The sequence below is a fragment of the Chryseobacterium lathyri genome (genome assembly GCF_030812195.1).
Classification (GTDB): Bacteria; Bacteroidota; Bacteroidia; order Flavobacteriales; family Weeksellaceae; genus Chryseobacterium; species Chryseobacterium lathyri_A.
Genome location: NZ_JAUSSF010000001.1, coordinates 1,529,289 through 1,546,748 on the forward strand (window position 1 = coordinate 1,529,289; position 17,460 = coordinate 1,546,748).

General features: G+C 38.2%; 14 protein-coding genes. 4 read left to right on the forward strand and 10 right to left on the reverse strand.

What is annotated here, in order from left to right; translation table 11 throughout:
- Window positions 1-235: 235 nt before the first annotated feature.
- Window positions 236-1,678: a cytochrome c oxidase accessory protein CcoG gene (ccoG, locus tag J2T03_RS06865; RefSeq protein ID WP_306844676.1), complete on the forward strand. Its 1,443-nt coding sequence runs from the start codon at window positions 236-238 to the stop codon at window positions 1,676-1,678.
- A gap of 107 nt (window positions 1,679-1,785) precedes the next feature.
- Here ccoG and J2T03_RS06870 read toward each other — a convergent pair whose 3' ends face one another.
- Window positions 1,786-2,667, reverse strand: coding sequence for an AraC family transcriptional regulator (locus J2T03_RS06870; RefSeq protein ID WP_306844674.1), 882 nt, complete (start codon window positions 2,665-2,667; stop codon window positions 1,786-1,788).
- A gap of 197 nt (window positions 2,668-2,864) precedes the next feature.
- Here J2T03_RS06870 and J2T03_RS06875 point away from each other — a divergent pair, with 197 nt between their 5' ends.
- Together J2T03_RS06875 and J2T03_RS06880 are read left to right on the forward strand one after the other, a co-directional pair.
- Entirely contained in the window at window positions 2,865-3,209 is a 345-nt protein-coding gene (locus tag J2T03_RS06875) for a MerR family transcriptional regulator (protein ID WP_034704939.1), read from the forward strand.
- Window positions 3,210-3,441: 232 nt separating this feature from the next.
- Complete coding sequence (locus tag J2T03_RS06880; protein WP_307210233.1) at window positions 3,442-4,716, forward strand: helix-hairpin-helix domain-containing protein; 1,275 nt, start codon at window positions 3,442-3,444, stop codon at window positions 4,714-4,716.
- Between the two features lie 81 nt (window positions 4,717-4,797).
- On the opposite strand, the gene J2T03_RS06885 is transcribed toward J2T03_RS06880, so the two are convergent.
- From J2T03_RS06885 to J2T03_RS06915, 7 genes are all read right to left on the reverse strand, one after another.
- Complete coding sequence (locus J2T03_RS06885; RefSeq protein WP_307210235.1) at window positions 4,798-6,018, reverse strand: hypothetical protein; 1,221 nt, start codon at window positions 6,016-6,018, stop codon at window positions 4,798-4,800.
- Between the two features lie 233 nt (window positions 6,019-6,251).
- Complete coding sequence (gene rluF, locus J2T03_RS06890; RefSeq protein WP_306844667.1) at window positions 6,252-6,974, reverse strand: 23S rRNA pseudouridine(2604) synthase RluF; 723 nt, start codon at window positions 6,972-6,974, stop codon at window positions 6,252-6,254.
- Window positions 6,975-7,033: 59 nt separating this feature from the next.
- Window positions 7,034-7,732, reverse strand: a complete 699-nt coding sequence (gene truB, locus J2T03_RS06895; protein ID WP_306844665.1) for a tRNA pseudouridine(55) synthase TruB — start codon at window positions 7,730-7,732, stop codon at window positions 7,034-7,036.
- Window positions 7,732-8,181 (reverse strand): hypothetical protein, encoded by a 450-nt coding sequence (locus J2T03_RS06900; RefSeq protein WP_307210237.1) that lies wholly within the window; start codon window positions 8,179-8,181, stop codon window positions 7,732-7,734. The genes truB and J2T03_RS06900 overlap by 1 nt, the downstream gene beginning before the upstream one ends.
- 4 nt (window positions 8,182-8,185) lie before the next feature.
- Window positions 8,186-9,004 carry an undecaprenyl-diphosphate phosphatase gene (locus J2T03_RS06905; protein WP_307210239.1) on the reverse strand — a complete coding sequence of 273 codons (819 nt, stop codon included), beginning with the start codon at window positions 9,002-9,004 and terminating at the stop codon, window positions 8,186-8,188.
- Window positions 9,005-9,107: 103 nt separating this feature from the next.
- Window positions 9,108-9,404 (reverse strand): DUF3098 domain-containing protein, encoded by a 297-nt coding sequence (locus J2T03_RS06910; protein WP_111960369.1) that lies wholly within the window; start codon window positions 9,402-9,404, stop codon window positions 9,108-9,110.
- Between the two features lie 2 nt (window positions 9,405-9,406).
- A complete protein-coding gene (locus J2T03_RS06915; RefSeq protein WP_306844657.1) occupies window positions 9,407-10,306 on the reverse strand; it encodes a cell division protein FtsX in 900 nt (299 codons plus the stop codon).
- 91 nt (window positions 10,307-10,397) lie between these two features.
- Here J2T03_RS06915 and rsmA point away from each other — a divergent pair, with 91 nt between their 5' ends.
- A complete protein-coding gene (gene rsmA / locus J2T03_RS06920; protein WP_306844655.1) occupies window positions 10,398-11,168 on the forward strand; it encodes a 16S rRNA (adenine(1518)-N(6)/adenine(1519)-N(6))-dimethyltransferase RsmA in 771 nt (256 codons plus the stop codon).
- Window positions 11,169-11,236: 68 nt separating this feature from the next.
- On the opposite strand, the gene J2T03_RS06925 is transcribed toward rsmA, so the two are convergent.
- On the reverse strand, window positions 11,237-13,615 hold the full coding sequence (locus tag J2T03_RS06925) for a choice-of-anchor L domain-containing protein (RefSeq protein ID WP_306844652.1): 2,379 nt from the start codon (window positions 13,613-13,615) through the stop codon (window positions 11,237-11,239).
- A gap of 108 nt (window positions 13,616-13,723) precedes the next feature.
- Window positions 13,724-17,317, reverse strand: coding sequence for a choice-of-anchor L domain-containing protein (locus J2T03_RS06930; RefSeq protein WP_307210242.1), 3,594 nt, complete (start codon window positions 17,315-17,317; stop codon window positions 13,724-13,726).
- Window positions 17,318-17,460 lie beyond the last annotated feature (143 nt).

Here is a 17,460-nt window from a genome sequence, read left to right on the forward strand (position 1 = left end):
CAGGCATAAGATTCGAACACATTCACTCACTTTGATATAATAAAGTTTAAAATAGAAAATGTCCCAATTGTCCTATTTTTGAAGCAGATGGTATTAGTTGAAGAACAGTTTTATCCGGACCTTTGCTACAGGTAAGATCAACACTCCTTTTTTCTTTTAAAACTGACTGAAAAACAGCTTGATCCACCCTTAAAATATCACCATAATACTTTTTTAACTTAACAAAAGTACCGCAATGAGTGCAGAATCAAGCAGCGATAAATTTCTAGAATTTGAAAATGATACGTTTAGGAATTCGGTGGGAACCATGGATGAAACAGGAAAAAGAAAATGGGTCTTTCCACGAAAACCAAAAGGAAAGTATACCAACTACAGGAACTACGCAAGTTTTCTCATGCTGGCTATATTTTTCGGGCTGCCATTTGTAAAGATCAACGGCAATCCTTTTCTTCTGATCAATGTAATAGACAGGAGATTTTTTATCATAGGGCAGCCTTTTTATCTACAGGATTTCTTTATTCTGGCATTGGGAGCAGTAACCTCGGTAATCTTCGTCATGCTTTTTACGGTAGTTTTCGGACGAATATTCTGTGGATGGCTATGCCCGCAGACACTTTTCATGGAAATGGTGTTCCGAAAAATAGAATACTGGATAGAAGGTGACAGAAATAAGCAGATGAAACTGGACAGGCAGGAATGGAATGCTGAAAAGATCAGAAAAAGGGTTCTGAAGTGGTCTGTTTTTGCATTGGCATCGTTAATTATTGCCCATTGCATGTTTATGTACATTGTAGGCTATGAAGAAGTATTCCGGATTATGAAGGAAGGCCCTGAAGCCCATTCCATGAAATTCCTTGTCATGATATTTTTCACCATGACATTTTACTTTGTCTTCGCATGGCTCCGCGAGCAGGTTTGCACTCTGGTATGCCCGTACGGAAGGCTACAGGGCGTATTGATCGACAAGCAGACCATTAATGTTTACTATGATTTCAAAAGAGGTGAAAACCGTTCGAAATGGAGGAACAATGAAGACCGTAAAGCCACAGGAAAAGGAGACTGCATCGACTGCCATCAGTGTGTTGTGGTGTGTCCTACAGGTATTGACATCAGAAACGGGCAGCAACTGGAATGTGTAAACTGTACAGCCTGCATCGATGCCTGTGATGAGGTAATGGATAAGGTAGGGCTTCCAAAAGGACTGATCCGCTATGCTACAGAAGCAGAAATTGAAAACCAGGAAACTTTCAAATTTACATCAAGAATGAAAGCAACTACGGTATTTCTAGCCTTACTGATCGGGTTTTTGGGGTTCCTGATGTACGATCGCGGATCCATGGAAGCCAAATTCATCAAGCCGGCAGGTTCCACATTCTTTATTAAAGACGGTAAGATCACGAATACTTTTATTTATACGCTTTTAAATAAATCCAACGAGAAAAAAATCCTCACCATTAAAGTAATGACTCCTGCCCATGCAGAAATCACTTATTTTGGTTCTGAAAAGATCATTCTGAAAGGAGACGAGATCCTGAAAGGGAATATCAATATTACGTTCCCCGAAGAAGATATTAAGTTTTCCAAGCAGAATATGGTGATCGGTGTCTTTGATGAAAAAGGAGAAATGCTGGATTCTTTTGAAACGACGTTTGAGGGACCGTTTAAGCTTTTGTTGTAGGAGAATCAGATTTCAGACTGGAGATAGGCGATGTGAAATTGATATTATGGACATTATTAACTTTCAGCCCCAGTCTTCATCTCCCCCCGTTCTTTTAAATTTAAATTTTAAACCTTGTATTTTCTCATAAACTGAGTAGGAGTCATTCCGGAACTTTTCCGGAATACTCTTACAAAGTAGGAATACTCTTCATAGCCAAGCCTGAAAGCGATTTCCACAAGGCTTTCATCAAGGTACATCAGCATCCTCTTAGCTTCCAGCACCACTCTTTCTGTAATGACATCGGTTGCCGTTTTATGAACAACGGTTTGTGCAATTCTGTTCAGGTGCTTGGGGGTAATCCCTAATAAAGAGGCATAATAGGAGATGGATTTCTGGGCAGTAAAATGCTGTTCCACCAGGTTTTCAAAATCCTGATAATGTTTGAAATAAGAAAGACTGGCAGAAGAAGCATGGATATCAATTTCTTTTGAAAAAAGCCTTGTGGCATTAATAAAAACCTGGGACATTAATGAAAGAATGAAACCTTCTTTCATAACATTCTGAGACTGATGTTCTCTACCCAGTTCCTGAAATAAGGTTTTGTTTTTTAACCACTCATCAGTATCCAGTTGCAATTTTCTGGGAAAAGATACGGAGCCGAAAAAAGGAAAGTTTTTTAATTTCTGATTCACATAATGCATTTCGTAAAACTCCTGTGAACAAAAGAAAATATACCCGTCAATATCGTCTGAAAGTTCCCAGCTGTGGATCTGTCCGGGAGAGAGAAAGAAAAGGCTCCCTCCAGAAACATCGTATTTCTGAAAATCGATCTCATGAACTCCTTGTCCCTGGGTAAAAAGAACAGCAGCATAGAAGTCATGCCGGTGCGGCTTTTCAATATGCCGGTGCCCTACCACCAGATGTTCTTTCATCGTATTGAAATAAAAATGGGAAGTATTTCTGCCGGATTGGAAAAGGTCAATATGAAGAACGGAGATAGAATTCATTACTGATAATATGCAGGCGTAGTTATTGTATAAAAGTACTGTAAAAAGAGAGAAAAAACAAGCTTCATAAAAAGACAGGTTTCTATTAAATCTTTATCCGGAAATTTTTGATATTACTTGGAATACATGAATAGAAGCTGTATAATTTGCATCCGAGGTTAAAAAATTTTTATCTTTGGCTTTTAGGATTCGTAACAATGAAAATAAATTTACCTGACAAACTGTATTATTCAATTGGAGAGGTTGCAAAAGCTTTCGATGTAAATACTTCATTAATACGTTATTGGGAGCAGGAATTCCCTATTATCAAACCTAAAAAGAACAAGAAAGGCAACCGGTACTTTACTCCTGAAGACATCAAGAACCTGCAGATGATTTACCATCTGGTAAAGGAAAAGGGCTATACGCTGGATGGAGCAAGGATTGCTCTGACGACCAACAGTAAAATTTCTGAAACAGTTACCATCATTGACCGTCTTGAATTTATAAAAGCCGAGCTTCAGAAACTGAAGGCTTCTCTGGCAGACAGAGATTCTGAATAATTTTATTTTTTTAGAATTCTATTCTGGAGTAGCTTCTGTTCCTGTTTTGTCATTTCATTGTCTTTCTTTTTACAACAATGTAACTTATTGATTTTAAGTATCCTTAAAATTATTTTAGCATACAATAAATTTCAATTATTTTATCAAGTAATTGTATTGAATTTACTTGATAAAACGATCGTTTCTGCTTTTCATCATTGCTTCGGCTTGTTTTTATTGATAAGTTTACTGTATGATGAGAAAAAACTATTACCAGAAACTGGCATTCATGGGAATGCTGCTGATCGTCCTGCTGGCTTTTCAAAAATATACCAGCCGGGAAAAAGAAGATTTTCCTGAGGTAAAATTCATTACGGAAAGTTCTGCTGCTCTCAACCTGGCCGATTTTGATCCTAATGATCTGGATGCAAAACAATGGATGCATTTAGGGTTTTCTGAAAAACAGGTCTCTATGATTCTGAATTACAAAAAAATTGTAGGAGGTGAATTTACTTCAAAAGAACAGCTCAAAAAATGCTATGCAATTTCTGAGGAAAAATTCACTGCACTGGAATCTTTCATCCTGCTTCCTGAAAACGGCAAAGATCATCGCTTCGAAAGGTTTAAAACTAATGCAAAGAAAGAAATTTCTGTTTCTAAAAAATTCAATCCGGATGGACTTTCCGTTTCAGAATGGATGAATATGGGTTTCAGTGAAAAACAGGCTGAAGCTATCTTAAAATACAGGAATTACCTGGGAGGAAGTTTCGTAAGCAAGGAAAAATTCAAAGAATGTTTTATCATCTCTTCAGAAAATTACAGCAAGCTTGAACCTTACTTACTGCTGCCGGTAAAAACACCTGATAGTTTTAGAAAATCCGGTAATCAGTACGCTATAAAATCCAATATTCAGTATCATTCATTTGATCCCAATACTTTAGATCTGGATGGATGGAAAGGTTTAGGGTTTTCTGAAAAACAGGCGAATACAATTATCAATTACCGTGACAGAAATCTCAGAGGAAGCTTCAAATCTCTTGAAGATATAAAGAAATGCTTTGTTATTTCTCCGGAAAAGTTCCAGGAATTAAGTCCTTATATTAAGCTCAATACAAATAGAAACCTTATCCAAAAACAGGAAACTGATTTTTCAAAAGTTGATTTAAATATGATCACATTCAAGCAGTTGCTGGAATTTGGTTTGGATGAAAAAAGTGCCGGGTCGATGATCGGCTTTAGAAAAAAACTGAGAGGTTTTGTCAATAAACAACAAATTTTAGATACCTATAATATTGATAAAAATTTGGTTCAAAAATTAATTTCTATTGCTCCGCTCGATGTTTCAAATGTTCCTAAATATACTTTAACAGAAGCCCCTGAAGAATGGCTGAAAGATCATCCTTACTTCAAATATTCTGCTGATAAGATCATATTCTACCGGACTACCTACACGGATGATAAGAAGATTCTGAAGCTTTTAAAATTAAAGCCTGAATATGAAGAAAGAATGAAATTATATTTAAAATAACCGGAAACCATATCGTAAAAACTATCCAAGACAATACCTGCTGTTTTGGATAGTTTCTAATCTGACCCATTATTTTAAGTTTTAGTGATGCATGTAACTGCCAGGACCATTGGTTCCTTCAATTGATTCAGGTAGTATTCCATATTTGGTTCGTAAATCGACGGTACCTAATGTTTTCCCTGTCTCGATTTCAATGACACTAATGGTGCCGGAATTTAAGTTGGGAATATTCAACAGGTTATTTTGTACTGCTACAACTTCTTTTCCTTTTTTGGTTTTAAAGAAAACCATATGATGTGCTCCTTTATCTGCAGTAAGGGTCTTTAAAAGCTTTAGCTGGGGAAGATTACTTATATCAAAGACCAAAACTTTTCCGGGATCTGCAAAACTTACATAAAGCTTGCTGTTATCATCGATGTACATTTCAAGTGTCCAGCCTAATCCTTGTGTACTTCCGTCAAATATTTTACTAAAAGCATCATACTTCTTGGTGGCAGCATTGTATGGAGCAATCCAAATATCACCACCCAGCATTGTCGTTGCAAGGGCATATTGTGGAAATTTTCCACGTAGCAACAGAACCTCGACAGGACTGGACATATCTGTTTGTGAGTCTGCTACCAGATAGGTCTCTTTTAATTCATAGGTATTCAGATCTAATAATGTACAGGTATTTCCCATTCCAGTAGTAAGATCCGGGTGAATGGTTGAAGTGACCATCATTAATCCTTTTTCCTCATTAACAGAAATACCATGCGGATACATAATAAATTGATTTGGATTAGTTTGGATAGGTGCTTTAATAGTTTTGATAAGCTGGTTGTTATTTGCGTTAAAAACACCTATACTACCATCTTTTGGTCCTCCTTCCCCTCCCATAAAAGTCATAAAATATCTTCCATCATTGGTAAAAAACAAATTTTCTCCTACTGTATTCTCACCTGTATCAATAGGTGTTGCATTAACTAATTTTGGCTGTCCATTTTTATCTTTTTCCGTTTTTATCTGGTAGAGATAACTCCCGCCTAAAGCAGTGGTAAATAATTTATTGGCACTCTGATTATAATAAAGATGATGAGGCAGGACACCAATGCCTAATTCAAGTTTGCTGCTAATATGTCCAAAATTTGGGGCTTCAGGATCAAGTTCAATTACAGCTATTCCATCTGGTAATCCTTTCAAGCTTCTATAGTCAATGTAAAAAGAAGAATCGTGCGGAAGATCCGAATTATGGTTATCATTTTGACAATTGGAAAATGTTATTAAAATAATAAGATAAAGTAGATTAAATTTTAATTTCATGGTTTTTAGTTTTAATAGTTATTATTATAAATATAATATATTTTCACTAACAAACTAAAAATATTACACTAATGAGTGAATATTATTAAATAATAACATTTAAGTATTTTCTATTACTTTTCTTCGGATAGATTACTCAGGGATAGAAGTTCTAATGTGTTCGACAAAATAAGAGATAAAAATTAAGCAGGAAAGTACTTCCTGCTTAATTTTTTATGATTAATGACATCATCTTAATCGATTGTTTTGATAGAATCAGAAAGGAGGTTGTTGAGTGTATTAAATTCTTCTTCTGTAAGATCACGCCATTTTCCTACCGGAAGATCCAGTTTAATGTTCATGATACGGATACGCTTGAGCTTTTTCACTTCATAGCCGAGGAATTCGCACATTCTCCTAATCTGCCTGTTCAGACCTTGGGTAAGGATAATCCGGAAAGTCATGTCATCGATCTTTTCCACTTCGCACTTTTTAGTGACTGTGTCAAGAATCGGGACTCCGTTTCTCATTTTTTCAAGAAATTTAGGAGAAATGGGCCTGTCTACACGCACGATATATTCTTTTTCGTGGTTATTTCTTGCTCTGAGGATTTTGTTTACAATATCACCATCGCTGGTCAAAAGAATAAGGCCTTCACTGGGCTTATCCAGCCTTCCGATCGGGAAAATCCTTTTCGGGTGATTGATATAGTCAATGATATTGTTTTTCTCACGTTTGGTATCTGTAGTACAGACAATGCCCACAGGCTTATTAAAAGCGATGTAAATGGGATTATCCTGAGGTTCACGGATTGGTTTTCCATCTACTTCCACAAGATCTTCATCAGAAACTTTCGTCCCCATTTCCGGGACCTTGCCATTAATTGTGATCCTTCCTTCTTCCAAAAGTTTATCTGCGGCTCTTCTTGAACAAAAGCCCACTTCTGACAAATATTTATTGATGCGTGTTTTTTCCATTAATCTTCTCCGTACCCTGTATAATTTTACTTTCAGTATCAGTAAAAATACGATTTTACTTATAAATTTTCAAATCTGTATTCGTTCTCTAAGAAATCTGTTGTCGCATTTTCAATGGTATACTCACCGATCTTTGTACGTCTAAGCTGTGTAAGGTAAGCTCCCACTCCCAGCTCCTGTCCAATATCATGAGCCAGGCTTCTAATGTAGGTTCCTTTGGAACATCCCACTGTAAAACTGACTAAAGGAAGATCAATTTTAATATCCTTGAGATAGAAGATTGTTGTTTTCCTGGATTTCATTTCAACTTCTTCTCCTGCTCTGGCTAGATTATAGGCTCTCTGTCCGTCAATTTTTATTGCTGAATACACAGGAGGTTTCTGCTCTATTTCCCCAACGAATTTTTCAAGAGCTTCCTTGATCTGTTCTTCAGTAATATGCATGATATCCTGATGAAGAATTTCAGGCTTTTCCGTATCATAAGATTCGGTCTGAACCCCTATTTTGATCTCGGTCCAATATTCTTTGGGAGCATCCTGGATCTCAGGAATTTTCTTTGTGAATTTTCCGCAGCAGACAATTAAAAGTCCGGTAGCTCTTGGGTCAAGCGTTCCGGCGTGGCCTATTTTAAATTTCTTGGGAAGATTGAATTCTCTTTTGAGCTTATATTTCATTTTATTGACAGCCTGGAAAGAGGTCCAGTCTAAAGGTTTATCCAATAAAAATACATATCCTGATTGCAGTTCTTCAGCTGTCATTATTCTAAAATTTCGGTGATACTTACTAAACTAGGCAGCTTATTGACCTTCTGCTTGCAATCAGGTCCGTTTTCTACATTGACAAAGCATTTTTTATCGCCAATGAAATAGTAAATATTCTGAAAAGGGTATACTGAATTATTCGGAGCAATGTTCACTGTATAATTTTCAGGTAAATTAAATTTATAACTGGTTTTGCTAACAGATGTAATTTTCTGACGGTAACATTTTCCTTCTTTGGAATATTCCATAAAAGGTTTGTGATCCAGTTTTTCGTCCGGAACAAGCTCTTTACAGATCAGTATATCTTCAGCAAGATTTTTTTCTTTGAGCTCAACGAAAAACTCTATCCTTTCTCCGGTGTTATTTTTCACGAATAGCGTATGTGCCGGAGTACAGGAAACAATGAGGCCGGAAAAAGCCAATATCTTTAAAATATTAATCTTCATAGGCTTATTTAAAGAAATAGAAATAGATCAACAAAGCAATTCCCACAAAGATACGGTACCAGCCCCAAGGCTTGAAACCATATTTATTGAGTACTCCGATGAATGCTTTAATAGCGATCAATGCAACAATAAATGCAACAATATTTCCTACTACAAAGATCATAATGTGATCCTGAGATGACATAATCATTTCATATCCTTTCTGAGGATTTCCGGTTTCTTTTCCCCATGTTTTAAGGAAGACGGAATATACCGTTACAGCCAGCATTGTTGGAACAGCCAGGAAGAAAGAAAATTCTGCAGCGGCTTTTCTGGTAAGCCCCTGCGACATTCCTCCAATGATAGAGGCTGCGCTGCGGCTGGTTCCCGGCATCATGGCAAGACACTGCCAGAAGCCTATTGTGATTGCTTTTCTTATGGTAATTCCTTTTTCATCATCAATCGTAGGATTCTTAAACCATTTGTCGGCGAAAAGTAAAACCACACCTCCCAATACGAGTACTGAAGAAATGGCGATCTGGTTTCCAAGGACGGATTCAATTTTATCATCAAATAAATACCCCAGAACCAAGGCCGGAACCACTGCAAAAGCAAGCTTATAATAAAACTGAAGATTTTTCAGATCAAAGAACTTTTTCCAGTACGCCACTACAACAGATAGAATAGCACCGAACTGAATGGACACCTGAAACATTTTCAGAAATTCATCATCCTGCAGCCCCAAAATGCTCGCTGCAAATCCCATGTGTGCCGTAGAAGAAATAGGAAGATACTCTGTAAGCCCTTCAATAATAGCAATAATGATTGCTTTAATTAAATCCATATTTTGTGTATATAAAAAAATTTAAAGATTAAAAGATTCTGAAATGTAGAAAGTCTTTCTAAATTCCTTAACCTTTTAATCTCTAAATAAAGGATGTATTGATTTATTTTCTTTTTAAAATAGCATAAACTTCTATTCCAAAGCCTATCACTATAAACAGTGGTGCAATTCTGATCCTGCGGATGGAAAAAATACCGTCATTCCATGAATTAGGATCAAATTTACCGTCTACCGTATTAGCATCCGGCCCCATCATCAGCAGGAAGCCTACTATGATAAAAGCCAGCCCTATCAGCATCCACTTGAAGTTCTGCTGTCCGAAGTAAAAGGTATTTTCCTGTGGTACTTCGGTTTCCTTGCCAAACTCTGAAGCGGCAAATTTATTTGTTTTTTTGCTCATTATTAAGAGTAATATAAGTCGTCAACGTTTGATTTTAAGAATCTCCATGTAGCGAAAATGGTACTTAAAACAGAAATAAAAATTCCTACACCAAGCACTAATACAATCAGCCAGAAGTATTGGTTGTTATCCTGTACGAAAGCTGAACCAATCTGGCTCGTAAAATAATACCAAACTCCTCCCAGTGCCAAAAGCCCGATTACAGATCCGATAGCACCTAAAATAATTGCTTCGATGATAAACGGCTTAAGAATGAATCTTCTTTTTGCCCCAACGAGCTGCATGGTTTTAATGATAAATCTTTTGGAGAATATTTTAAGCCTGATCGAGTTGTTGATCAGCACTACTGCCAGGACAAGAAACAGAATGGAGAATCCCAAAATCCACTTCAGAATTCTGCTGAGATTATTATAAACATCCACCATCAAAGTACTGTCGTTTTTAACATCTACAATACCGGGAACAGCTTTGATGATTTTGATGGCTCCGTCAATTTTAGCAGGATCCACATATTCAGGTTTTAATGCCACTTCGATAGATGAAGGGAAAATATTTTCTTCAAAAAGCGCGTCGCTGTCTATTCCCATTGTTTTCTTGGCTTCTATAGCCGCCATGTCCCTTGAGATATAGGTTGCTTTTTTTACAGGAGCTAAGGTCTGTACTTTTTTAAAAGTTTCTTCCTCCAGTTTTGCAATCTTTACAGAATCTTTCGCATCATAGTTCTCATCAAAATAAGCATTCACGACCAGCTGCTCTTTGATATAGTCAGAATACTTTTGGGCATTGATTAAAATAAGCCCCATTAATCCTAACAAAAATAACACTAATGCGATACTTATTACGACTGTAATATTGCTTGACCGAAGCCTTTTCTTATTAAACTCATCTACAGATTTAGCCATTAATATTAAAATTTTTGGCTAAATTAGAAAAAAACTTCCGAAATTTGGGACGAAATAAAGAAAATCATTGTTAATAAAATCATAAAAAACTTTGAGTGTAAAAGCAAAAAAACATCTTGGACAGCACTTTCTGACAGATGAAAATATCGCGAGAAAAATCGTGGAAGGTCTTAGTTTTGAAGACTATAAAAATGTCATGGAAGTAGGTCCCGGAATGGGCGTCCTTACCAAATATCTGCTTGAAAAAGAGCAGACCATCTATCTGGCAGAGATAGATACCGAATCTATTGAATACCTGAAAAAGAATTATTCAAAGATCACAGAAAGTACTTTTGTAGGGGATTTCCTGAAACAGGACTTTCAGTTTATTAATGGAGAGCAGCTTGCCATTATTGGTAATTTTCCTTATAATATTTCTTCACAGATCCTTTTTAAGATCGTTGATTATTATCAACAGATCCCTGAAATGGTGGGAATGTTCCAGAAAGAAGTTGCAGAAAGAACGGCCGCCGTACCCAGAACTAAAGATTACGGTATTCTCTCTGTTCTGATCCAGGCATATTACGATGTGTCTTACCTGTTCACCGTTCATGAAAATGTATTTAATCCGCCTCCGAAAGTAAAGTCAGGGGTTATCAGACTGACCAGAAATCCGAAAGAGGGCCTGGCCGGAAATGAGGTTCTTTTTAAGCAGATCGTAAAAGCAGGATTTAATCAGAGAAGAAAAAAACTTTCAAACTCATTGAAAGTTTTGACTATTCCTGAAGCATTAAAAACCCACGAATTTTTAGACAAAAGAGCGGAAGAGCTCAGCGTTCTGGATTTTATCGGCTTTGCCAATCTCTGGAAACAAAATCAATAAGTCTATTCAAAAAAAATAAAAAGCCTTTCAAGTGAATTTGAAAGGCTTTTTATGCATGATTCTATATCTTACTCACGATTCTTAAGCATGATCCATCCGGACCAGTTCATCTGAATTTTTGATTTAGGATATTCGAAATTAAATTTATACCAGTAAGTTGCTGTAGGAAGTTTTTTTCCTCCCACTGTTCCATCCCATACCGGTTTTTCTTTAGAGAACCTGAACATTTCCACACCATATCTGTCAAAAACAGATCCTGTGAAGTTTTTGAATCCTACCAGGGCTTTAAGGTCCAGAACATCATTTACTCCATCATCATTAGGCGTAATGATATTATTAATCTGCAGGGTATAGAAATCAAAAGTTCCTACACAATGGGTTCCCACCCTTCTCACCAATACGGTATAATTCGTATTGTCTAAAAGGCTTGTGAAAATATTAGACTCCTGCCAAGTAATTCCGTTGTCAATAGAGTATTCTAAAGTACTTGGAGTATTGTTCATCATAGGATTCTCGGCAATAATCGTCACTGTTTTTTTAGCACTTTCATAGTTCACTGCTGTCACATAAGGAGTAGCTGCTCCCCCTACTTTCGCGGTGAAAATCTTTTTACAGAATCCGTTATCCACCTCTACTGTATAAATACCCCAGCTGTCTGCGGTAATGGTTTGCGTTGTAGCTCCTGTACTCCATAAATATTTATAATTAGGTCCTGCCCCTGCATCTAAAGTAATACGGTCACCAAGACACATTTCCACATCTTTCAAAGGTGAAGTGATCTCTGGTGTAACCTCTACTTTTATGGTAGCAGGATTTAAAGAACGGCATCCTTTTGTTCCAACTGCATACACAGAGAATGTTGTAGTCTGATGCAAAGTCACGGTTTGTGTATTACCTGTACCCGGGAAATTAACCCACTGATATGTTACACCCCCTTCAGCCGTCAGAGTTACCGTTTCTCCCGGACATATTTTAATTCTGGAAGATTTTATACCTGCCTTAGGTGTAGTTTCCTTTTGCAAAGTCAATTCTATCATCTTGCTGCAGAAACCTCCGTTTGACACTACTACATAAAGAATCTGCCCGTCTGTACCGTTATAATTTAAAACATTCTGAATATAGTTATCATTCTGAGCTACAGCATCAGCCTGATTTACATAGAATTTGAATACCGCTCCCGGTGTCGGGCTTATTGACGGCATAGCATTAGAGAGGTCAAAAGTGGTAATATCCGGTGTGGAACACAGTAAGAGTGTGGCATCCTGCGCCTGCGGAGTGGTTCCTCCGTGAATTTCTATGGTTGCTTTACCCGGACAAGGATTTCCGGGAACACTTACTTCAATGGTGTATATTCCGGGCTGTACAGCCGTAATTGTATTTGTAGTGGCACCAGTTACCGGAGCTCCGTTCAGGTACCATTGGTATAATAAATTAGGATCGCTTACTGATGCTGTAATCACCTGTGGTACATTGTCGCATACATTGATTTCGGAAGGCAATGTAGCACCGCTAGGATCCAGAAGCTCCACCCCTATATTAAATGATCCTCCTTCCAGAAATACAGCAGAATCCCAACCATGGTCCTCATAGCTTCCCGGTGCATAATCGGCAACAACCATTTTAAAGTGGTACTCCTGTCCTGCGATTACAGTTGCAGTTGCAGTAAGAGGGATTGTTCTTCCTTCAAAATTTGTTTCAATATTGGCTGTATTGTATCCTCCAAAATACATTTCATTAATTGCAGCACAGCCTCCACCGCCAGGAATTAATGGGTGGATATTGGTAATACTTACAGGACCGGCACCGCCCGGAAGCACTGCCATATTCTGATAGGGGCCTCCTGATGTCGGTCGAAGCAAAATGGCAAAAGCATCTGCATACTGGCATGGGAATGAGCCGGAGTACTCCTCAGAAGCCAAAATATAATTAAATTTAATCTGTGATGTTGTAGGGACAAAGTCAAATTCCAAAAGAACACCATCAGTCAGCGTTCCGGTAGATCCAATAGCCTGTGCAAGATCTGAATCTGTACCACCACCATTATTATCACTTAGGTTTCCTTCAGGTCCATTTCCTGCCCGTCTGGCTTTTCCCGTAGAAAGTACAATTCCGTCTTTGAAAGGAAAATTGGTAGTTCCTTTATTGAAATATCCCCAAGACCTGTCAGCATCTGTCACAGCATGGTTAGGTGTAATTTTCACATTGGATACAGTGGGTGTTACACAAGTGTTTGTTCCTGAAGAGATCAGGACATCTTTTACCAGCTGTGTAACGGAATAGCTGGATTCTGCATATCCGGGAGTATTCACATCTATAAAACTACCTGCTTTTTGAGTTACCGATCCGGTAGGCTTATCTTTAGGAGGTTTTCGGGGCCCGCCTGTTTGTGAAAATAAAAATGTCGAAACGACTAAGAAAAATAAAAGGAATAGTAGATTTCTTCGCATAATACTTTTGTTTCAACAAATTTAATTTATTTCTAAATATATCCTATATTTTTTATAAAATTTTTAATATAAAAAAAACAAACCTCCCAAATATGGAAGGTTTATCTATTAGTTTCTATTTTTTAGCAATATCCAGCCTGAGCGCTGCTCCAGTTTTTTACTGGCAGGATTTTCCCACTGTACTTTATACCAGTAAGTGCCTGTAGGCAGATTCATTCCTTTCAGAGAACCTGTCCAGACAGCATCGGTTTTGGTCGCCCGGAAAAGTTCAGCACCATACCGGTCAAAAACTGATGCCGCAAAATTATTATATCCTCTGATCCCTGAGAAATCTATTTTGTCATTTACTCCATCCATATTAGGAGTTATTGCATTACTGATTACAAATGTGAAGTAATCCAATGAAGTACTACAATTTGCATCTTTTACCCTTACCATCACATGATAGTTTGTATTATTCAGGACATTATAAAATATATTGGATGACTGCCATACCACACCTCCATCTATTGAATATTCCAGTTCGCCTCCGGTAGGATTGCTTGCTGTAAGGGTAAGCACATGATTATCATATACTATATTCGTAAACTGAGGAAGATCCGGATTTAATAATTTTCCAGTGAAAGTTTTAGAACATACTCCATTACTGATGGTAACAGTATACGTTCCGGGAACATTGGTAGATATAGTCTGCGTAGTTGCGCCTGTACTCCATAAATAAGTATAGTTAGTACCGGCGCCTGCATCTAGAACCCCTGTATCTCCGGCGCACACATATACATCTTCTAATGTAGATACAATAGCCGGCACCACTTCGATGGTTACTTTTGCAGGCAGTACAGAGCTACAGCCATTACCTCCCAATGCATACACTGAGTATTCTGTAGTAACTGTTGGCGAAACCACCTGAGTATTTCCGTTTCCAGGAAGGCCTACCCAGTTATAAGTAATTCCTCCGGTAGCCGTAAGGGTAACGGACTCTCCGACACATATCTTTGATTTGGATGCAGATATACCTGCTGTTGGCGGCCCAACTATTACAGTAACTGTTGCCGGAGTTGCAGAAACACATCCGTTAGCTGCTACTGCAAATACTTCATATACTGTAGTAACAGTTGGAGAAACCACCTGGGTATTTCCGTTTCCGGGAAGGCCTGTCCAGTTATAGGTTGTACCTCCTGAAGCAGTTAATGTTACTGACTCTCCAACACATATTCTAGGTTGAGAGGAAACAACAGTAGCTGTTGGCAATGATGTATTTTGTGTAACGGTAACCGTTGCTGTATAAGTACAGGTTAAATTTCCCGGCTGGGATACATTGGTAACTGTAAGTGTATAAGTTCCTCCTGCATTGACTACAGGAGTAAGCGTACTAGCACCTGATACTATATTTCCGCCTCCCGCTGCTGTCCAAGCAATGGTAGATCCTGCCGGTACTACAGACGCCGAAGCATTTAATGTAGTCTGAGGTGTCGTGCAGGTTATTTCCTGCGGTGCTGCTATCGTAAGTGTTGTTTCGGCTGTTCTCAGTAATTGAAGGGAAACCACATAATGACATCCTCCGTTTTTCACCAATACATATATAGTCTGATTTCCCGGAGGCGAATAGGTTGTAGGCGCTGCAATAAAGTTAGCATTTCCTGCAAGAGCATCCGCCTGATTGATATAATAAGTAAAAGTAACACCTGCTCCTGCAGAAGTAATCTGGCTCTGAGCGGTTGTCAGGTCATAGGTAAGTCCAGGAGCATAACATTTATGCAATATAGCATCCTGTACTGTGATTGGCTGAGAAACTTCAATAGTAATTGTTGCTGGGTTTTGCGACACACATCCATTGGCTCCTACAGCAGTTACTGTATACGTAGTAGTAGTTGTAGGTGATACTGTCTGAGTATTACCTGTCCCGGGAAGTCCCGTCCAATTATAGGTGGCACCTCCTGATGCTGTTAAAGTGACCGATTCACCACTACATATTTGTATTTTACTTGCTGTAAGTCCTGTAACAGGTGGAGCGCTGTCTCCTGTAACTGTAACATTGGCAACAGCAGTACAGGTAACAGGTCCCGGTTGATAAGTTTTTGATATTGTTAAAGTATAAGTTCCAGGAGCATTGATCACTGGAGTTAATGTATTTCCCCCTGAAACGATATTTCCTCCAGTTGTAGTCCAGTTAAAAGTAGATCCTGCAGGATAAACAGAAGCTGATGCGTCCAAAGTGGTCTGCGAGCTGACACAGGTTAATACCGCTGGCGGCAAAATTGATGCAGTCATCTGAGGCGCTTTTACCAGCTGCAATTCAGCTACTTTGAAACAAAAGCCATTTTTAACACGAACATATACTGTTTGTCCTCCCGGACTTGAGTATGTTGTAGGACCGGGAATGGTATTTGCATTTCCGGCAAGTGCATCTGCCTGGTTTAAGTAATATGTAAATGCTGCTCCAGGCGTTGTACTTATAGAAGCCTCTGCAGAAGGTAAATTAAAGATTGCATTTCCCGTAGTGTAACAGGCTGTTAGAGTAGCATTCTGTACTGTGGGGGAAGTCCCTCCTACTACGGTAATGGTTCCTGTTCCCGGGCAAGTGTTTCCCTGAATAAATACCTGAACACTGTATACTCCCGGTTGCGTGGCAGTATAACTAGGTCCGGTTTGTCCAGGAATAGGAATATTATTTAAAAACCACTGATAAGTAACGTTAGGAACCTGAACAGAGGCGGTAAATGTCTGAGGTGCATTATCGCACATATAGATCGTATCAGGAAGCTGCACTCCGGCAGGATCCAGAATTTTCACACCAATATCAAATGATCCCGCTTCCAGAAATACTGCTGAGTCATAATTTCTGTCACTAAAGTCTGCCAAAACCATTTTGAAGTGATAGGTCTGGCCTGGAATTACAGTAGCTTTTGCGGTCAAAGGGATGGTACGTCCGTCAAAATTAGTTTCAACAATTGGGTTATTTATCCCTGCAAAATAAGAGGCATTAATAGCTGCACAGCCATTGGGAATTGTCGGGTGGATATTAGTTACACTCACAGGACCTGCGCCACCGGGAAGTACTGCCAGATTGGTGTAAGTAGGATCAGTAGCTTTCTTTAATAATAAAGCAAATCCGTCTGATTTGGTACATGCAAATTGGAACCCGGGAGCATATTCTTTGGATGCAAACAGGTATCTGAATGTAATCTCTGTAGAAGCCGGTACAAAATCAAATTCTATATAGGTAGCATCTCTCAGTTCCCCATTATTAATTGCCAAAGCTGTAGCCAGATCTGTATCTCCAAAAGTATTCAGACCGTCATTTAAAACTCCCTGATAGGTATTGCCTGCTTTTGCAGCGTAACCGGTTGAAAGAACAATTCCTTTTGCAAAAGGAAAAGCTGTGGTTCCCTTATTAAAAAATCCCCAGCTTCGGCCAGGATCATTTATTGATAAATTGGGAGAAACCGTGACATTGCTTACATTAGATGTAGAACAGGCCCCTCCAGAAATCAATACATCTTTTACAAGCTGTGTAATGCTGTACCCGGACTCTGGATAATTGGGTGTATTTACATCTATAAAAACACCTGCTTTCATAGAGGTGGCATTAGCCTTTTTTGCAGGTATCGCTGCTCTGTCTGTGTTTTGAGCAAAAACAAAACTGCCGATGAATGCAAAAAATAACGCCAAAAATAAATTTCCAATCCTCCTATTTAACATTTTATAGTATTTTAAACAAAAATACTATTTTTTTTGATTGAAACTTAATTTAACACAATTTACATTATCACTAATACAAGTTTATTTATTCTGCAATATAAATTTGCTTTGTTTGAAAATAATAAGAAAGGCTGACAAAAATG